Genomic DNA, 15411 nt, shown 5'->3' with positions numbered 1-15411 from the left:
GGATCACGCCCCGCAGGAGCGCAGGAACGCGCGCGTGCGCGTGGCGATCGGCAGCGGCCGGTCCGGATCGCACGGGTACATGTCCTGCTCCACGATCGCGAACAGGTCGACGTCGAGCGCCTGGGCGGCGGCCAGCACCGGTTCGAGCGCGGGCACCCCGGCGGGCGGCTCGCACATCACGCCCCGGGCCACGGCGGGCCCGAACGGCAGCTCCTCGGCATGCACCTGGGCCAGGATGTCCGGGTCCACCTGCTTGAGGTGGAGGTAGCCGATGCGCTCCCCGTACGTCTCGATCAGCTTGACGCTGTCGCCGCCGCAGTAGGCGTAGTGCCCGGTGTCCAGGCAGAGGCTCACCAGGTCGGGGTCGGTGGCGTCGAGGAAGCGGGCGACGTTCTCCTCGCTGTCGATGTGGGTGTCGGCGTGCGGGTGCACGACGATCCGCAGCCCGTACCGCTCGCGCACCTCGCGGGCGAGCCGCTCGGTCTGCCCGGCGAGATCGCGCCACTGCGCGGCGGTGAGCGTCGCGCTCTCCAGGACCTCGCCGGTCTTGTCGTCGCGCCAGAACGCCGGGATGACGACGAGGTGCCCGGCGCCGGTCGCCCGGGTCAGCTCGGCCACGTCCGCGACGTGCTCCCAGGTCGTCTCCCACACCGCCGGGCCGTGGTGCAGCCCGGTGAAGACGGTCCCGGCCGACACGCGCAGGTTCCGGCGCGCGGTCTCGTCGGCGAGGCGCCGCGGGTCGGTGGGGAGATAGCCGTACGGTCCGAGTTCGATCCAGCCGTATCCGGCCCCGGAGACCTCGTCGAGGAAGCGGGACCAGGGGACCTGGCGGGGGTCGTCGGGAAACCAGACGCCCCAGGAGTCGGGGGCCGAGCCGATCCGGATGCGAGTCTTGGCCGTCGTCATGGGAGCCAGCCTTCCGGGGGCGCCGGAACGGTGTCAAGGCTACGTCCGAATGTCAGGACAAAAGATTGACAGGGCCGGGCCGGGGCCGCTAGACCTGGATCCGCCGGACAGGCCCGAGGGTCGCCGATGAAGGGGGCGTGCATGGAGGCGGTTCCGTACGACGTGATCACCATGGGGCGGATCGGGGTGGACCTCTACCCGCTCCAGACCGGCGTGCCGCTCTCCCGGGTGACCTCGTTCGGCAAGTTCCTCGGCGGCTCGCCCTCCAATGTGGCGGTCGCGGCGGCCCGGCTCGGGCGCCGCACGGCCGTGATCACCGGCACCGGCGAGGACCCCTTCGGGGAGTATCTGCGCGCGGAGCTGGGCGAGTTCGGGGTCGACGCGCGCTGGGTGAAGAGCGTGCCGGGCCTGGCGACGCCGATCACCTTCTGCGAGATCTTCCCGCCGGACGACTTCCCGCTGTACTTCTACCGCGAGCCCAAGGCGCCCGACCTGGAGCTGTACGAGGCGGACCTCGACCTCGACGCGATTCGCGCGGCCCGGATCTTCTGGGTCACGGGCACCGGGCTGAGCGTCGAGCCGAGCCGGTCCACCACGCTGGCGGCGCTGGCCGCCCGCTCCCGTACCGGCACCACGGTCTTCGACCTCGACTGGCGGCCGGCGTTCTGGAAGGACGCAGCCTGGAAGGCCCCCGACCGGGCGCGGTCGTACTACCGCGAGGCCCTGCGCCACGCGACCGTCGCCGTCGGCAACCTCGACGAGTGCGAAGTGGCCACCGGGGAGCGGGATCCGCACGCCGCCGCCCGCGCGCTGCTCGCGGCCGGGGTCGAGCTCGCCGTCGTCAAGCAGGGGCCGAAGGGCGTGCTCGCCGTCCACCGGGACGGGAGCACCGCCGAGGTGCCGCCCGTCCCCGTGGAGGTGGTCAACGGGCTCGGCGCCGGGGACGCGTTCGGCGGGGCGCTCTGCCACGGGCTGCTGGCGGGCTGGGGCATCGAGCGGCTGATGCGGTACGCCAACGCCGCCGGCGCGATCGTCGCATCCCGGCTCGCCTGCTCCTCCGCCATGCCGTACCCGGCCGAGGTCGAGCGCGTACTGGCGGGGGGACGGCCGTGAGCATCCGCATCAGCCCCGGCGACCTCGCCCGGGTGCGCGCCCGGAACCCGGAGGCCGTCGCCGAAGCCGCCGCCCGGCGCGAACGGCGTCCGCTCGTGCGGGGCGCCGGGCGGCTCCTGATCATCGCGGCCGACCACCCCGCCCGGGGCGCGCTGGGCGTCGGCGACGACGCCTTCGCCATGGCCGACCGGTCCGTGCTGCTCGAACGGCTCTGCCTCGCGCTGTCCCGGCCCGGCGTCGACGGGGTGCTGGCCAGCGCGGACATCCTGGAGGACCTGCTGCTCCTGGGCGCCCTGGAGGACAAGGTCGTCATGGGGTCGATGAACCGGGGCGGGCTCGCCGGGGCCTCCTTCGAACTGGACGACCGGTTCACCGGCCACCGCGCCCAGGACCTCGCCCGGCTCGGCTTCGACGCGGGCAAACTGCTGCTGCGGGTCGACTACGACGACCCGGGCTCGCTCAACACGCTGTACTCGGCGGCCCGCGCCATCGACGAGATGGCGGAGCGTCGACTCCCCGTCTTCGTGGAGCCGTTCATCTGTCACCGGCGCGACGGACGGCTGCGGAACGATCTCAGCGCGGACGCGGTGACGCGCTCGCTCGCCATCGCCTCCGGACTGGCCGGGACCTCGGCGTACACCTGGCTGAAGGTGCCCGTCACCGAGAACCCGGACGACATGGCCCGGGTGATGGCGACCACCACGCTGCCCGCCGTGCTGCTCGGCGGGGACATCGGCAAGACCGTGGGAGAGCAGGAGGCGGCGTACGAGAAGTGGCGCGGCGCGCTGCGACTGCCCACCGTGCAGGGGCTGGTGGCCGGGCGCACCCTGCTCTATCCGGCCGACGGCGACGTGGCGGGCGCGGTCGACACCGCAGCCACGCTGCTGAGGGGGTAGGGAGGAGGCATGGACGAGCACAAGGACGAGCTGTTCGTACGGGCCGGAACCACCTCCCGCGAGGCGTACGCCCTCGACATCGGCCCCGAGCGGGCCGGCTGGGGCTACTCGGGGCTGCGCGTGCTGGAGCTGGCGCCGGGCGGGACGCACGCCTTCGCCACCGGCGACAGCGAGTGGATCCTGCTGCCCCTCAATGGTGGCTGTACGGTACACGTAGATGACCGGATCATGGAACTGCTGGGCAGGGAGAGCGTGTTCGCCGGAGTCACCGACTTCGCGTACCTCCCGCGTGACGCCCACGCACAGATCGCCTCCGGCGCGGGAGGCCGGTTCGCCCTGGCAGGAGCGAGCTGCGAGCGCAGACTCCCCGCTCGTCACGGCCCCGCGCCGGAGGTGCCCGTCGAACGGCGCGGCGCGGGCGTCAGCGCCCGCGAGGTCCGGGGCTTCGCCGCCGCCGACGTCTTCGCGTGCGACCGGCTGATCGCCGTCGAGGTGATCACCCCGGGCGGCAACTGGTCCTCCTACCCGCCCCACAAGCACGACGAGCACGTCCCCGGGCAGGAGTCGGAGCTGGAGGAGATCTACTACTTCGAGTTCGCGACCCCGCAGGGCTTCGGCTACCAGCGCGTCTCGCCCTCGCGCCCCGGCGGCGCCGACGTGCTCGCCGAGGTCCGCGCCGGTGACGCCGTCCTCGTCCCCGACGGCTGGCACGGCCCCTCCATCGCAGCGCCCGGGCACCCCATGTACTACCTGAACGTGATGGCGGGCCCGGGCGAGGAACGCGCGTGGCAGATCCGCTTCCACCCCGACCATGCGGAGGGCTACCGATGAGCGGTACGACCAGGCGCCTCACCACCGCGCAGGCGCTGCTCGCCTTCCTCTCCCGCCAGTACACGGCCCGCTCCGGCGCCGAGCAGCGCCTGATCACCGCCACCTGGGGCATCTTCGGCCACGGCAACGTCGCCGGGATCGGCCAGGCGCTCCTGGAGCCCGGCAGCGACATGCCGTACCACCAGGGCCGCAACGAACAGGCCATGGTGCACGCGGCCGTCGGCTACGCCCGGCAGTCGGGCCGGCTCTCGGCGCACGCGGTGACCACCTCGATCGGCCCCGGCGCCACCAACCTCGTCACGGGCGCGGCCCTGGCCACCGTGAACCATCTGCCGGTCCTGCTGCTGCCCGGCGACGTCTTCGCCTCCCGCCCGGCCGACCCGGTGCTCCAGCAGCTCGAAGTCCCTTACGCGGGCGATGTGTCGGTCAACGACTGTCTGCGTCCGGTCTCGCGCTACTTCGACCGGATCACCCGGCCCGAGGCCCTGATCCCGGCCGCGCTCGCCGCGATGAGCGTGCTCGCGGACCCGGCCAGGACCGGCGCGGTCACGCTGGCGCTGCCGCAGGACGTGCAGGCGGAGGCGTACGACTGGCCCGAGGAGTTCTTCCGGCGGCGGGTGTGGCACGTGCGCGCCCAGGAGCCGGACCCGGCCGAGCTCGACGAGGCGGCCGAACTGCTGCGCACCGCCCGCCGTCCGCTGGTCGTCGCGGGCGGCGGGGTGCACCACGCCCGCGCCGAGGACGCCCTGCGCCGCTTCGCCGAGCGGACCGGCATCCCGGTCGCTTCCACCCAGGCGGGCAAGGGCTCGCTGCCGTACGACCACCCCTGCGACGTGGGCGGCATCGGCCACACCGGCACCGCCACGGCCGACGCGCTCGCCCGCGAGGCCGATGTCGTCCTCGGGGTCGGCACCCGCTGGACCGACTTCACCACCGCCTCCTCGACCCTCTTCCAGAACCCTTCCGTCCGCTTCATCGGGCTCAACGTCAACGGCGCCGACGCCCACAAGCTGGGCGCGCTCCAGCTCGTCACCGACGCGCGCGCGGGCCTCGCCGCGCTCGCGAAGGCCCTCGGCGAGCACCGCGTCGCACCCGCCTATACGACCGCCTACGGCGAGGCGAAGGCCGCCTGGGAGGAGCGGGTGACCGCCGCGTACGCACCCGGAGACGAGGACGCCCGCCCCACCCAGGCCCAAGTCCTGGGCGCACTCGACACGTTGGTCACCGGGGACGACATCCTGATCAACGCGGCGGGCTCGCTCCCCGGCGATCTGCACAAGCTCTGGCGGACCCGCTCGCGCGACCAGTACCACGTCGAGTACGGCTACTCCTGCATGGGATACGAGATCCCGGCGGCGATCGGGGTTGCGCTCGCCGCGCCAGGCCGTCCGGTGTGGGCGCTGGTCGGCGACGGCACGTATCTGATGAATCCCACCGAGATCGTCACGGCGGTGCAGGAGAACCTCCCGATCAAGGTGGTGATCCTGCAGAACCACGGGTACGCCTCGATCGGCGGCCTCTCCGCCTCGGTGGGCGGCGAGGGCTACGGCACCGCGTACCGCTTCAAGGCACCCGACGGGACCTATACGGGCGAGCCGCTGCCGGTGGACCTGGCGGCCAACGCGGCCTCCCTCGGGATGGCCGTGCTGCGCCCCAAGACCGTTCGTGACCTGCGCGAAGCCCTCGCGACCGCCCGCGCGGCGGACCGTCCTACATGTGTCTACGTCGAGACCGAAACGGCAGACACTGTGTCGGGCCCGCCCCCGGCACAGGCGTGGTGGGATGTTCCTGTGGCCGAGACCGCGACCCGCTCGTCGGCGGTCGAGGCGCGTGAGGAGTACGACCGGCAAGTCGCAGCCCGACGCCGCCATCTCTGAAGGAGCAATGCGATCATGACGAAGACCGTCAACCACTGGATTGGTGGTAAGCCCGTTGCGAGGGCTGCGGGCGCGTCCGGTACGTACGGCCCGGTCACCGATCCGGCCACCGGGGCCGTGACCACGCAGGTCGCCTTCGCCAATGTGGAGGAGGTGGACGCGGCGGTCGCCGCGGCCCGTGAGGCGTACGCGACCTGGGGCCAGTCTTCGCTGGCTCAACGTACGACGGTGCTGTTCAAGTTCCGCGCGCTGCTCGACGCCAACCGCGACGCGATCGCGGAGCTGATCACCGCCGAGCACGGCAAGGTGCACTCGGACGCGCTCGGCGAGGTCGCGCGCGGCCTGGAGGTCGTGGACCTGGCGTGCGGCATCAACGTGCAGCTCAAGGGCGAGCTGTCGACGCAGGTCGCCAGCCGGGTGGACGTCGCCTCGCTGCGCCAGCCGCTCGGTGTCGTCGCGGGCATCACGCCGTTCAACTTCCCGGCGATGGTGCCGATGTGGATGTTCCCGCTGGCCATCGCCTGCGGCAACACCTTCGTCCTCAAGCCGTCGGAGAAGGACCCGTCGGCGGCGATGAAGATCGCGGAGCTGCTCAGCGAGGCCGGGCTGCCCGACGGCGTCTTCAACGTCGTGCACGGCGACAAGGTGGCCGTCGACCGCCTCCTTGAGCACCCGGACGTGGCCGCCGTCTCCTTCGTCGGCTCCACCCCGATCGCCCGGTACATCCACACCACGGCCTCCGCCAACGGCAAGCGCGTCCAGGCCCTCGGCGGCGCCAAGAACCACATGCTGGTCCTGCCGGACGCCGACCTGGACGCGGCCGCCGACGCCGCCGTCTCGGCCGCGTACGGCTCGGCGGGCGAGCGCTGCATGGCCATCTCGGCGGTCGTCGCGGTGGGCGCCATCGGTGACGAGCTGGTGGCGAAGATCCGCGAGCGCGCCGAGAAGATCAAGATCGGCCCGGGCGACGACCCGGCCTCCGAGATGGGCCCGCTGATCACGGCCGCCCACCGAGACAAGGTCGCCTCGTACGTGAAGGGCGCGGCCGCGCAGGGCTCCGAAGTCGTCCTGGACGGCACCGGATACACGGTGGAGGGCTACGAGAACGGCCACTGGATCGGCCTCTCGCTGCTCGACAAGGTGCCGACCTCCGCCGACGCGTACAGGGACGAGATCTTCGGCCCGGTGCTGTGCGTGCTGCGCGTGGAGTCGTACGACGAGGGCCTGGCGCTCATCAACGCCTCGCCGTTCGGCAACGGCACCGCGATCTTCACCCGTGACGGCGGCGCGGCCCGCCGCTTCCAGCTGGAGGTCGAGGCCGGCATGGTCGGCGTCAACGTGCCGATCCCGGTGCCGGTGGGCTACCACTCCTTCGGCGGCTGGAAGGACTCGCTCTTCGGCGACCACCACATCTACGGCAACGACGGCACGCACTTCTACACCCGAGGCAAGGTCGTCACCACCCGCTGGCCGGACCCCTCCGAGGGCCCCACGGGCGTCGACCTGGGCTTCCCGCGCAACCACTGACGCAGGACGCCACTGGCGTGGCACACGGCCGCGAAGCCCCGCACGAAGGGGCTTCGCGGCCGTCCGCATTCCCGGCGGCAGGGCTCGCGCACACCGGCTGACGCACGGCGGTGACCGGGGGTAACCAGAAAGCCTGGCACGGGGTGCCAAAGTGTTCCGGCATTCGGAATTCGGCAAACTTTTTCGGCGCGGAGGCTGCGGTTCCCGTACCGCTCGATCACGCGTTTTTATTGCACTCTTAACGCCGTATCAGTGCCGGAAGGGCATCGGGGCGACGAATTCCGTAGGTGAACGGCTATTGACCTGCGGATCGCGTGGAGATTGAAATGGCGGCCCGGGAGCGACCCACCACTCACCACCGGGGCCGGACGGGCCCCGCGAGCACCACCCGGAGGTCGATAGCGCTCCCCGCTCAGTACCCACGCACCCCGCCGATCGGACGCACCCTCGATGACCGAAACGCTCAGCCCGCCCCATGTCCTCTCCCCGGCTACGGGCGAAGCCCCCAAGAAGCTCAAGCGTTCCATCGGCGTCGTGGGCGGGACCCTGCTCACGCTCTCCTGCGTGACGCCCGCGTCGACCCTCTTCGTGGTCGTGCCCGACCTCTTCTCCAGCCTCGGCACCTACACCGCGCTGACCATCGCCATCGGCTCGCTGCTCTGTATCGGCGTCGCGTTCTGCTACTCGGAGCTGGGCACCCTCATCCCCAGCGCGGGCGGCGAGTACGCGATGGTCTCGACGCTCGCCGGACGGCTCGCGGGCTGGCTGGTCTTCGTCCTCTCGCTGCTCGTGGTGATGATCGTCCCCCCGGTCATCGCCATGGGCACGGCCGACTACCTGGCTCCGCTCGTCCACATCCCGGCGCCCCTCGCCGGCGGCGCAGTGATGCTGCTCGCCACCCTCGCCGGACTGCTCGACCTGCGGGCCAACGCCTGGATCACCGGCATCTTCCTCGTACTGGAAGTGGTCGCCGCGGCCGTCGTCGCCGTCCTCGGCTTCTCCCACAGCCAGCGCGGGGCCTCCTCGCTCGTCCACGGCACGGTCGCCGGGGACGGCGGTACGCACTCCACGGTCACCGCGATGATGGTCGTCTCCGGACTCGCCATCGCCCTCTTCATCACCCAGGGCTTCTCGACCGCCGTCTACCTCTCCGAGGAGCTGGAGCACCCGCGCCGCAACGTGGCCCGGACCGTGCTCGCCACCCTCGCCATCTCCGCCGCCGTCATCCTCGTCCCCGTCGTCGCCATCACGCTGGGCGCCTCCGACCTCTCGGCGCTCACCTCCGGCGACATCAGCGGCATGGTCACCGCCTGGTCCAACTCGGCCGTCGGCACCTTCGTCAGCCTCTGCGTGGCCCTTGCCATCGTCAACGCGGGCATCGTGATGGTCATCCAGAACTCCCGCGTCCTGTTCGCCTCGGCCCGTGACAAGGCCTGGCCCGAGCCGGTCAACCGCGGCCTGTCCCGGCTCGGCCGGTTCGGCTCCCCGTGGGTCGCCACCCTCCTGGTCGGCGTGCCCGGCGCGGCCCTCTGCTTCGTCAACCTCGACACCCTCTACGGCGTCACCGGCGTCTCGGTCACCGGCATGTACCTGCTGGTCGCGGTCGCCGCCCTGCTCAGCCGCCGCGGCTCGCACCGCGAGACCGCCGCCTGGCGGATGCCGCTGTGGCCCGCGGTCCCGGTGGTCCTGATCGCCGTCCTCGCGTACATCCTCACCCAGCAGGAGACGCGGTACCTGCTGTGGACCGGCGGCATCACGGCCGTCGCCACCCTCTACTGGGCCTTCTACCTGCGCCCGCGCCGCGAGACGCGGTGGCTGGTGAGCATCCCCGAGGACGAGCAGGCCTGAGGTGCGGCCCGTGGCGGGGTCTGTCCGGATCCGGCGGTGTTTACGCGGGACGCAACGGGCGGGCCCCGCCTAGGGTTTGGGGTATGACAGCCGCGCACACGCCTCTCGACCACGACTTCTACTGTTCCGAAATCCTGCGACAGACCGACGAGTTGAGGTCCCATCTGACCGGTGCGGAGCTCGCCGTCACCGTGCCGACCTGCCCCGACTGGACGTTGCGCCAGCTCGCCGTCCATGTCGGCGGCGCCCACCGCTGGGTCGCCGAGATCGTCCGTACGAAGGCCACCGCCGTCGTCCCCCAGGAGCGCGTGCCCGACTTCACCGGCCCCGAGAAGGACGAACCGGAGGCGCTGGACGCCTGGTTGGCGGAGGGCGCCGCACTCTGCGCGGACACCCTGCGCACGGCCGGGGCCGACCAGGCGGCCTGGACGTGGGCGGGCGAGGCGACCGCCGGGTTCTGGGCGCGCCGGATGACCCACGAGACGGTCGTCCACCGCGCGGACGCGGCCCTCACCGTGGGCGCGGGGTACCGGCTCGCGCCGGAGGTGGCCGCGGACACCATCGACGAGTGGCTGGAGATCGTCACCTACGTCCAGGCCGCCAAGCTGGCCCCGGCCGCCGCCGAACTGCGCGGCCCCGGCCGCAGCATCCATCTGCACGCGACGGACGTGCCCGGCGCCGAGTGGCTGATCGAGCTCGGCGAGGACGGGGTGAGCTGGCGGCGCGGCCACGAGAAGGCCACGGTGGCGCTGCGCGGCCCGCTCACCGACGTCCTGAGCGTCTTCTACCGGCGGCTGCCCGCCGACAGTCCCCGGGTCGAGGTCCTAGGCGACGCCGAGCTCCTGGACTTCTGGCTCCAGCGGGCGTCGTTCGGCTGACGGGTGTACTCCCGGCGCGGTACGGCGGGCGCGTGCCGTACGCCGCGAGTACACCCGCGACCTCCACCTGGCGGCAGGCTCGGTTGTCGGACCCGGCGCTTACGGTGGGGGCATGAGATTGCGCAGACCTCGTGGGAGGGCGGCGGCCGGGGTGGCCGCCGCCCTCGCGGTGCTCGCCGGTGCCGGCGTCTGGACGGCCTCCGGTGCCGGCGGCACGCCCGCGGTGCACCAGGAGGACCGGGTGATGGAGATGCCCGGGGCGAAGATCGACACGTCGTACTTCACGGCGGGCGACGCGAAGAAGAAGCGCCCCGCCGTCCTCCTCGGCCACGGCTTCGGCGGCAGCAAGAGCGACGTCCGCGCCCAGGCGCAGGACCTCGCGCGCGACGGCTTCGCGGTGCTGACCTGGTCCGCGCGCGGCTTCGGCGACTCCACGGGCGAGATCGGCCTCAACGACCCGGCGTACGAGGTGAAGGACGTCTCGCGGCTCGTCGACTGGCTGGCGAAGCGCCCCGAGGTGAAGCTCGACGCGACGGGCGACCCGCGCGTGGGCGTCACCGGCGCGTCCTACGGGGGCGCGATCTCGCTCCTGGCCGCCGGGTACGACAAGAGGGTCGACGCGATCGCGCCGCAGATCACCTACTGGAACCTGGCGGACGCGCTCTTCCCCGACGGGGTGTTCAAGAAGCTCTGGGCCGGGATCTTCTTCTCCACCGGCGGCGGCTGCAAGACCTTCGAGAAGCAGCTCTGCGACATGTACGAGAGGGTCGCGGTCAGCGGAAAGCCGGACACGCAGGCGCGCGACCTGCTCGCGGCCCGCTCCCCGTCCGCCGTGGGCGACCGCATCAAGGTGCCCGCACTGATCGTCCAGGGCCAGAGCGACTCCCTCTTCCCGCTCGGCCAGGCCGACGCTATGGCCCGGCGGATCCGCGCCAACGGCGCCCCGGTCGCGGTCGACTGGATCACCGGCGGCCACGACGGCGGCGACCGGGAGTCGGGCCGGGTGAACTCCCGTATCGCCTCCTGGTTCGACCACTATCTGAAGGGCGACAAGGGCGCCTCCACCGGCCCCGCCTTCCGGGTCACCAGGACCGGCGGCATCAGCTCCACCGACGGCGCGGCCCAGCTGCGCGGCGCCACCAGCGGCAGCTACCCGGGCCTGGCGGAGGGCACGCGCAAGGTGTCGCTCACCGGCCGCGAGCAGACCTTCGAGAACCCGGCGGGCGCCGCCCCGCCCGCCATCTCGGCCGTGCCCGGCGTCGGCGGGGGCCTCGCGGGCCTGTCCTCGCTCGGCGTGGGCGGCCTCTCCATCGACTTCCCCGGGCAGTACGCGCGCTTCGACTCCGAGCCGCTGAAGCCCGGCCTGCGCATCACCGGCTCGCCCACGGTCCGGCTGAAGGTCACCTCCGGCGGCGACGACGCGGTGCTCTTCGGCAAGGTGTACGACGTGAGCCCCGACGGCAAGCAGCAGGTGCTCCCCGCCCAACTGGTCGCGCCCGTCCGGGTGGACGGCGCCAAGGAGGGCAAGGAGGTCGAGGTCACCCTGCCCGCCGTCGACCACAACGTGGAGGCGGGCCACCGGCTGCGCCTGGTGGTCGCCGCGACCGATCTCGGCTACGCCTCCCCGGTGGCGCCCGGCACGTACAAGGTCTCGCTCGTGGACGGCTCGCTGACCGTGCCGACCGCGCCCGGCGTGAAGACCGAGCCCGCCGGGGTGCCCTGGTGGGCCTGGGGCATGCCGCTCGCGGGCGCCGTGATCGCGCTCGGCCTGCTGGCCACCCGCCGCGCCACGGCCCCCGCCCCCGACCCGGAGCTGGCCGAAGTCCCGCTCCAGATCACCGACCTGACCAAGAAGTACGCCAAGTCGACCGACCGGTACGCGGTCCGCGACCTCTCCTTCCGCGTCGAGAAGGGCCAGGTCCTGGGCCTGCTCGGGCCCAACGGCGCGGGCAAGACCACCACCCTGCGCATGCTGATGGGCCTCATCCGCCCCGACAGCGGCGAGGTCCGCGTCTTCGGCCACGCCATCCGGCCGGGCGCACCGGTCCTGTCCCGCGTCGGCGCCTTCGTCGAGGGCGCCGGGTTCCTGCCGCATCTGTCCGGCCGCGCCAACCTGGAGCTGTACTGGCAGGCCACCGGCCGCCCCGCCGAGGACTCGCACATGGACGAGGCCCTGGAGATCGCGGGCCTGGGCGACGCGCTCTCGCGCGCGGTGCGGACGTACTCGCAGGGCATGCGCCAGCGCCTCGCCATCGCCCAGGCCATGCTCGGCCTGCCGGACCTGCTGATCCTCGACGAGCCGACCAACGGCCTGGACCCGCCGCAGATCCGCGAGATGCGGGACGTGATGATCCGTTACGCGCAGGGCGGCCGCACGGTCATCGTCTCCAGCCACCTCCTGTCGGAGGTGGAGCAGTCCTGTACGCATCTGGTGGTCATGGACCGAGGCCGGCTCATCCAGGCGGGCCCGGTCGCCGAGATCACCGGCGAGAGCGACACGCTCCTGGTCACCGTCGACGGCCCGGTCACCGAGGTGCTCGCCGACAAGGTGACCGCGCTGCCCGGCATCGGCGCGGCGACGCGCACCGACGAGGGCATGCTGGTGCGCCTGGACGGCGCCACGGCCACGGAGCTGATCACCGAACTGGTCCGCCTCGATGTGCCGTTGACGGGCGTGGGCCCGCACCGCCGCCTGGAGGACGCGTTCCTGACCCTGATCGGAGGATCGGCATGAGTGCGCCGACGCACACCGGGGCCGAGGCCGCGCCGGACCTGCGGGCGACCGCCCCCGGCTACCGCCCGCGCCGCACCCTGCCCCTGCGGGTGGAGGCCGCGCGCCAGCTGCGGCGCCGCCGCACCCTGGTGATGGGAGGCATCCTCGCCGCGCTGCCGTTCATCCTGGTCACGGCGTTCGCGATCGGCGGCACGCCGTCCGGACGGGACGGCCGGATCACCCTGATCGACACGGCGACGGCGTCCGGGGCGAACTTCGCGGCGACCGCCCTGTTCGTCTCGGCGGGCTTCCTGCTGGTGGTGCCCGTCGCCCTGTTCTGCGGCGACACGGTCGCCTCGGAGGCCAGTTGGTCGTCGCTGCGCTATCTGCTGGCCGCACCCGTGCCCCGGGCGCGGCTGCTGTGGAGCAAGCTGGCGGTGGCGCTGGGTCTGAGCGCGGCGGCGATCGTCCTGCTGCCGCTGGTGGCGCTCGCGGTGGGCACGGCGGCGTACGGCTGGGGCCCGCTGGAGATCCCGACCGGCGGCTCGCTCGGCGCCGGGGAGGCGGTACCGCGCCTCGCCATCGCCGTGGCGTTCGTCTTCGTCTCCCAACTGGTCACCGCCGGACTGGCGTTCTGGCTCTCCACCAAGACGGACGCGCCGCTGGGCGCGGTCGGCGGCGCGGTGGGCCTGACGATCGTGGGCAACGTCCTGGACGCGATCACGGCCCTGGGCGACTGGCGCGACGCCCTGCCCGCACACTGGCAGTTCGCCTGGGCGGACGCACTCCAGCCGCACCTGGAGTGGAGCGGCATGGCCCAGGGGGCGGGGGTGTCGGTGGGGTACGCACTGGTACTGATGGCGCTGGCGTTCCGGGGCTTCGAGAAGAAGGACATCGTCTCGTAGGAGCCGCGGCGGCGCGCGAAGAGGCCCGGACGACACGCCGCTCGGCGTGGCGCCGTCGAGGCCGGTTCCTCGCCGCCCGGATCCGGCGCTTACGCGGCCTCTACGACCGCCGCGCTACGGTGCTGCCGAGCAGCAAAAAGGCCCTCCCGGAGGGAGGGCCTGACACCGCATGGGCGAGAGCGCCCCCGGCAGGACTTGAACCTGCGGCCAAGCGCTTAGAAGAGGTGCATGCACTCTCGACCAAGTGAGCTTCTGACCTGCCTGGTTGTCGAGCTATGCCCATCCCGCGCAGGCGCTGTGCCACGCATTTGCCAGAGCCAGGTGTTCAGACCCCGAGTGACACCCCCTGAGCCTGCTGTCGAGGGCTGCTTCACTCTGGGTGTTGCAGCCCTCGCCGGCAGACGGCCGTTCGAACAACAATCGCCCCTCGGATGCGGGCGAGCCCCGCCAATATGGTGGTATGCGAGATAGCTTGAGGCGCGCGGCTACCGTTGCAGGGGTCGGGCTCGGAGCGATGGCAGTCACAGGGACACTGACCGTGGTGTTCACTCCCACCCTGAGAATGCTGGTGAAGTGGATCTCAGGGCCAGACTGGACGACGATGGACGGAGCTGCGCGCTCTGCGGCTCTAGGGCAGTTCAGGCTAGCTTTGGTTCAGGTTGCAGCCGTCCTTGGAGCAGGCATCGCACTGCTTTTCACTGCTTTCAATTACCGGCTGACCCGGCGTGGGCAGGTGACTGACCGCTTCACCAAGGCTCTGGAACGCTTGGGGTCAGACCAACTGTACGTGCGAATCGGCGGTGTTCTCGCCTTGGAGCAGATTGTGCAAGACGCCCCAGATCAGGCAACACATGCCTCCCAGGTGCTGGTTTCCTTCATCCGCGAGCGAGCCCCGCGCGCTGAACGGTTGAGCGCCAGTTCGGCTCGCGAGCAACGGATTCGCACTCTACGTGCCACACGTAGACGGCAAGCAACAGTTCCTCGCGATTCAGCCCTCCTCATAGAGCCGGCTGCGGATGTCCAAGCCGCTCTTACAGCTCTCACCCGGCCGTCCTTCCGTGCGAATGTAGACGCTGGTGTCCGGCCCCTCCGGACCGTAAATCTCAGCGGACTTCATCTTGAGCGGGTCAATCTCCGAGGGGCAGACCTGAAGAATGTCGACCTCGCAGAGGCGAATCTGTCGCGCGCCAATTTGAAGGGGGCCGATCTGACCGACGCAAGGCTTTGGAGGACCGATCTGACCCGTGCCTGGCTGGAGGGGGTGAATTTTACCCGTGCGTGGATGCGGGAAGCGCATCTCTGTCGTGCTGATCTATCGGAGGCTGTCCTTGCCGATGTCAAGCTGGGTAAGGCTGATCTCACCGAGGCAAGGCTCAGTATGGCGGTGCTTACCAATGCTGATTTCATGGATTCGCACATACCTGAAGAGACGGGCCAGGGCGGTCTGGCAGTCCTCGCGGCCGCCAATCTCACGGGGGTGGATCTGCGGTCAGCCGCAATAACCGTTGACCAGATCCTGTCCGCCAAGCCGGACCGGGCGACCAGGCTGGCGCCTGATATGGCAGCACACCCGCAGGTCGGTGCGTACCTTGACGCCCTTCCTCCGGCTAGTGCCTGATCAGGAATTTGATGTCGAGCCTGGGCAGTCGTTGGGGGCCGGCTCCCGTCCATGCCGTCCCCCCGCGTGTTGCAGCCTCTCGCGATCGGACACCAGGACACCAACCGCTTCCAGGGTGTCCGGTCAATTCACGCAGGTCAGCGCCCCCAACTGGACAGTCGGACAGCTGGGACACCTCTCTGCCCGGTCACATAGACCCGGACGCCTCGGACACCTGCGCCAGGAGCTGTACCAAAGGTTGAAGCGCTGATTGGCGGTTTGTCGCATGCCACACGCAGTCCAGATCAATCGTCGGCGTT

Annotated in this window: 11 protein-coding genes; 10 read left to right on the top strand and 1 reads right to left on the bottom strand. The window is 71.5% G+C overall.

Going from position 1 to position 15411, the window contains the following annotated elements; all coding sequences use genetic code 11:
* Positions 1-3 precede the first annotated feature (3 nt).
* A complete protein-coding gene (locus OG965_RS16270; protein WP_371652794.1) occupies positions 4-906 on the bottom strand; it encodes a sugar phosphate isomerase/epimerase family protein in 903 nt (300 codons plus the stop codon).
* A gap of 141 nt (positions 907-1047) precedes the next feature.
* On the opposite strand from OG965_RS16270, the gene iolC reads away from it, so the two are divergent.
* The 10 genes from iolC to OG965_RS16220 all read left to right on the top strand — a co-directional run bounded on the left by iolC (position 1048) and on the right by OG965_RS16220 (position 15112).
* Complete coding sequence (gene iolC, locus OG965_RS16265; protein WP_371652793.1) at positions 1048-2019, top strand: 5-dehydro-2-deoxygluconokinase; 972 nt, start codon at positions 1048-1050, stop codon at positions 2017-2019.
* Positions 2020-2021: 2 nt separating this feature from the next.
* Positions 2022-2915 carry a deoxyribose-phosphate aldolase gene (locus OG965_RS16260; protein WP_371656955.1) on the top strand — a complete coding sequence of 298 codons (894 nt, stop codon included), beginning with the start codon at positions 2022-2024 and terminating at the stop codon, positions 2913-2915.
* Between the two features lie 9 nt (positions 2916-2924).
* Entirely contained in the window at positions 2925-3746 is an 822-nt protein-coding gene (gene iolB, locus OG965_RS16255; protein ID WP_371652792.1) for a 5-deoxy-glucuronate isomerase, read from the top strand.
* Positions 3743-5623 (top strand): 3D-(3,5/4)-trihydroxycyclohexane-1,2-dione acylhydrolase (decyclizing), encoded by a 1881-nt coding sequence (gene iolD / locus OG965_RS16250; RefSeq protein WP_371652791.1) that lies wholly within the window; start codon positions 3743-3745, stop codon positions 5621-5623. Before iolB ends, iolD begins: the two co-directional genes overlap by 4 nt.
* Before the next feature lie 15 nt (positions 5624-5638).
* On the top strand, positions 5639-7150 hold the full coding sequence (mmsA, locus tag OG965_RS16245; RefSeq protein ID WP_371652790.1) for a CoA-acylating methylmalonate-semialdehyde dehydrogenase: 1512 nt from the start codon (positions 5639-5641) through the stop codon (positions 7148-7150).
* A gap of 450 nt (positions 7151-7600) precedes the next feature.
* Positions 7601-8998: an APC family permease gene (locus tag OG965_RS16240; protein WP_371652789.1), complete on the top strand. Its 1398-nt coding sequence runs from the start codon at positions 7601-7603 to the stop codon at positions 8996-8998.
* Positions 8999-9081: 83 nt separating this feature from the next.
* Positions 9082-9876 carry a maleylpyruvate isomerase family mycothiol-dependent enzyme gene (locus tag OG965_RS16235; RefSeq protein ID WP_371652788.1) on the top strand — a complete coding sequence of 265 codons (795 nt, stop codon included), beginning with the start codon at positions 9082-9084 and terminating at the stop codon, positions 9874-9876.
* A 112-nt stretch (positions 9877-9988) separates the two neighbouring features.
* Positions 9989-12610, top strand: a complete 2622-nt coding sequence (locus tag OG965_RS16230) for an alpha/beta fold hydrolase (protein ID WP_371652787.1) — start codon at positions 9989-9991, stop codon at positions 12608-12610.
* The gene (locus OG965_RS16225; RefSeq protein ID WP_371652786.1) at positions 12607-13494 is read left to right on the top strand and encodes an ABC transporter permease; all 888 of its coding nucleotides are present in this window, start codon (positions 12607-12609) and stop codon (positions 13492-13494) included. The genes OG965_RS16230 and OG965_RS16225 overlap by 4 nt, the downstream gene beginning before the upstream one ends.
* Before the next feature lie 541 nt (positions 13495-14035).
* Positions 14036-15112, top strand: a complete 1077-nt coding sequence (locus OG965_RS16220; RefSeq protein ID WP_371652785.1) for a pentapeptide repeat-containing protein — start codon at positions 14036-14038, stop codon at positions 15110-15112.
* The last annotated feature ends 299 nt before the right edge of the window (positions 15113-15411 follow it).

The organism is Streptomyces sp. NBC_00224, assembly GCF_041435195.1.
Lineage (GTDB): Bacteria > Actinomycetota > Actinomycetes > Streptomycetales > Streptomycetaceae > Streptomyces.
The sequence above is the reverse complement of the archived record's forward strand: the minus strand, read 5'-3'. Positions and strand labels throughout refer to the sequence as shown.

Coding starts and splice junctions, on each gene's coding strand:
- OG965_RS16270 (WP_371652794.1), bottom strand. CDS start 906: ATGACGACGGCCAAGACTCGCATCCGGATCGGCTCGGCCCCCGACTCC.
- iolC (WP_371652793.1), top strand. CDS start 1,048: ATGGAGGCGGTTCCGTACGACGTGATCACCATGGGGCGGATCGGGGTG.
- iolB (WP_371652792.1), top strand. CDS start 2,925: ATGGACGAGCACAAGGACGAGCTGTTCGTACGGGCCGGAACCACCTCC.
- iolD (WP_371652791.1), top strand. CDS start 3,743: ATGAGCGGTACGACCAGGCGCCTCACCACCGCGCAGGCGCTGCTCGCC.
- mmsA (WP_371652790.1), top strand. CDS start 5,639: ATGACGAAGACCGTCAACCACTGGATTGGTGGTAAGCCCGTTGCGAGG.
- OG965_RS16240 (WP_371652789.1), top strand. CDS start 7,601: ATGACCGAAACGCTCAGCCCGCCCCATGTCCTCTCCCCGGCTACGGGC.
- OG965_RS16235 (WP_371652788.1), top strand. CDS start 9,082: ATGACAGCCGCGCACACGCCTCTCGACCACGACTTCTACTGTTCCGAA.
- OG965_RS16230 (WP_371652787.1), top strand. CDS start 9,989: ATGAGATTGCGCAGACCTCGTGGGAGGGCGGCGGCCGGGGTGGCCGCC.
- OG965_RS16225 (WP_371652786.1), top strand. CDS start 12,607: ATGAGTGCGCCGACGCACACCGGGGCCGAGGCCGCGCCGGACCTGCGG.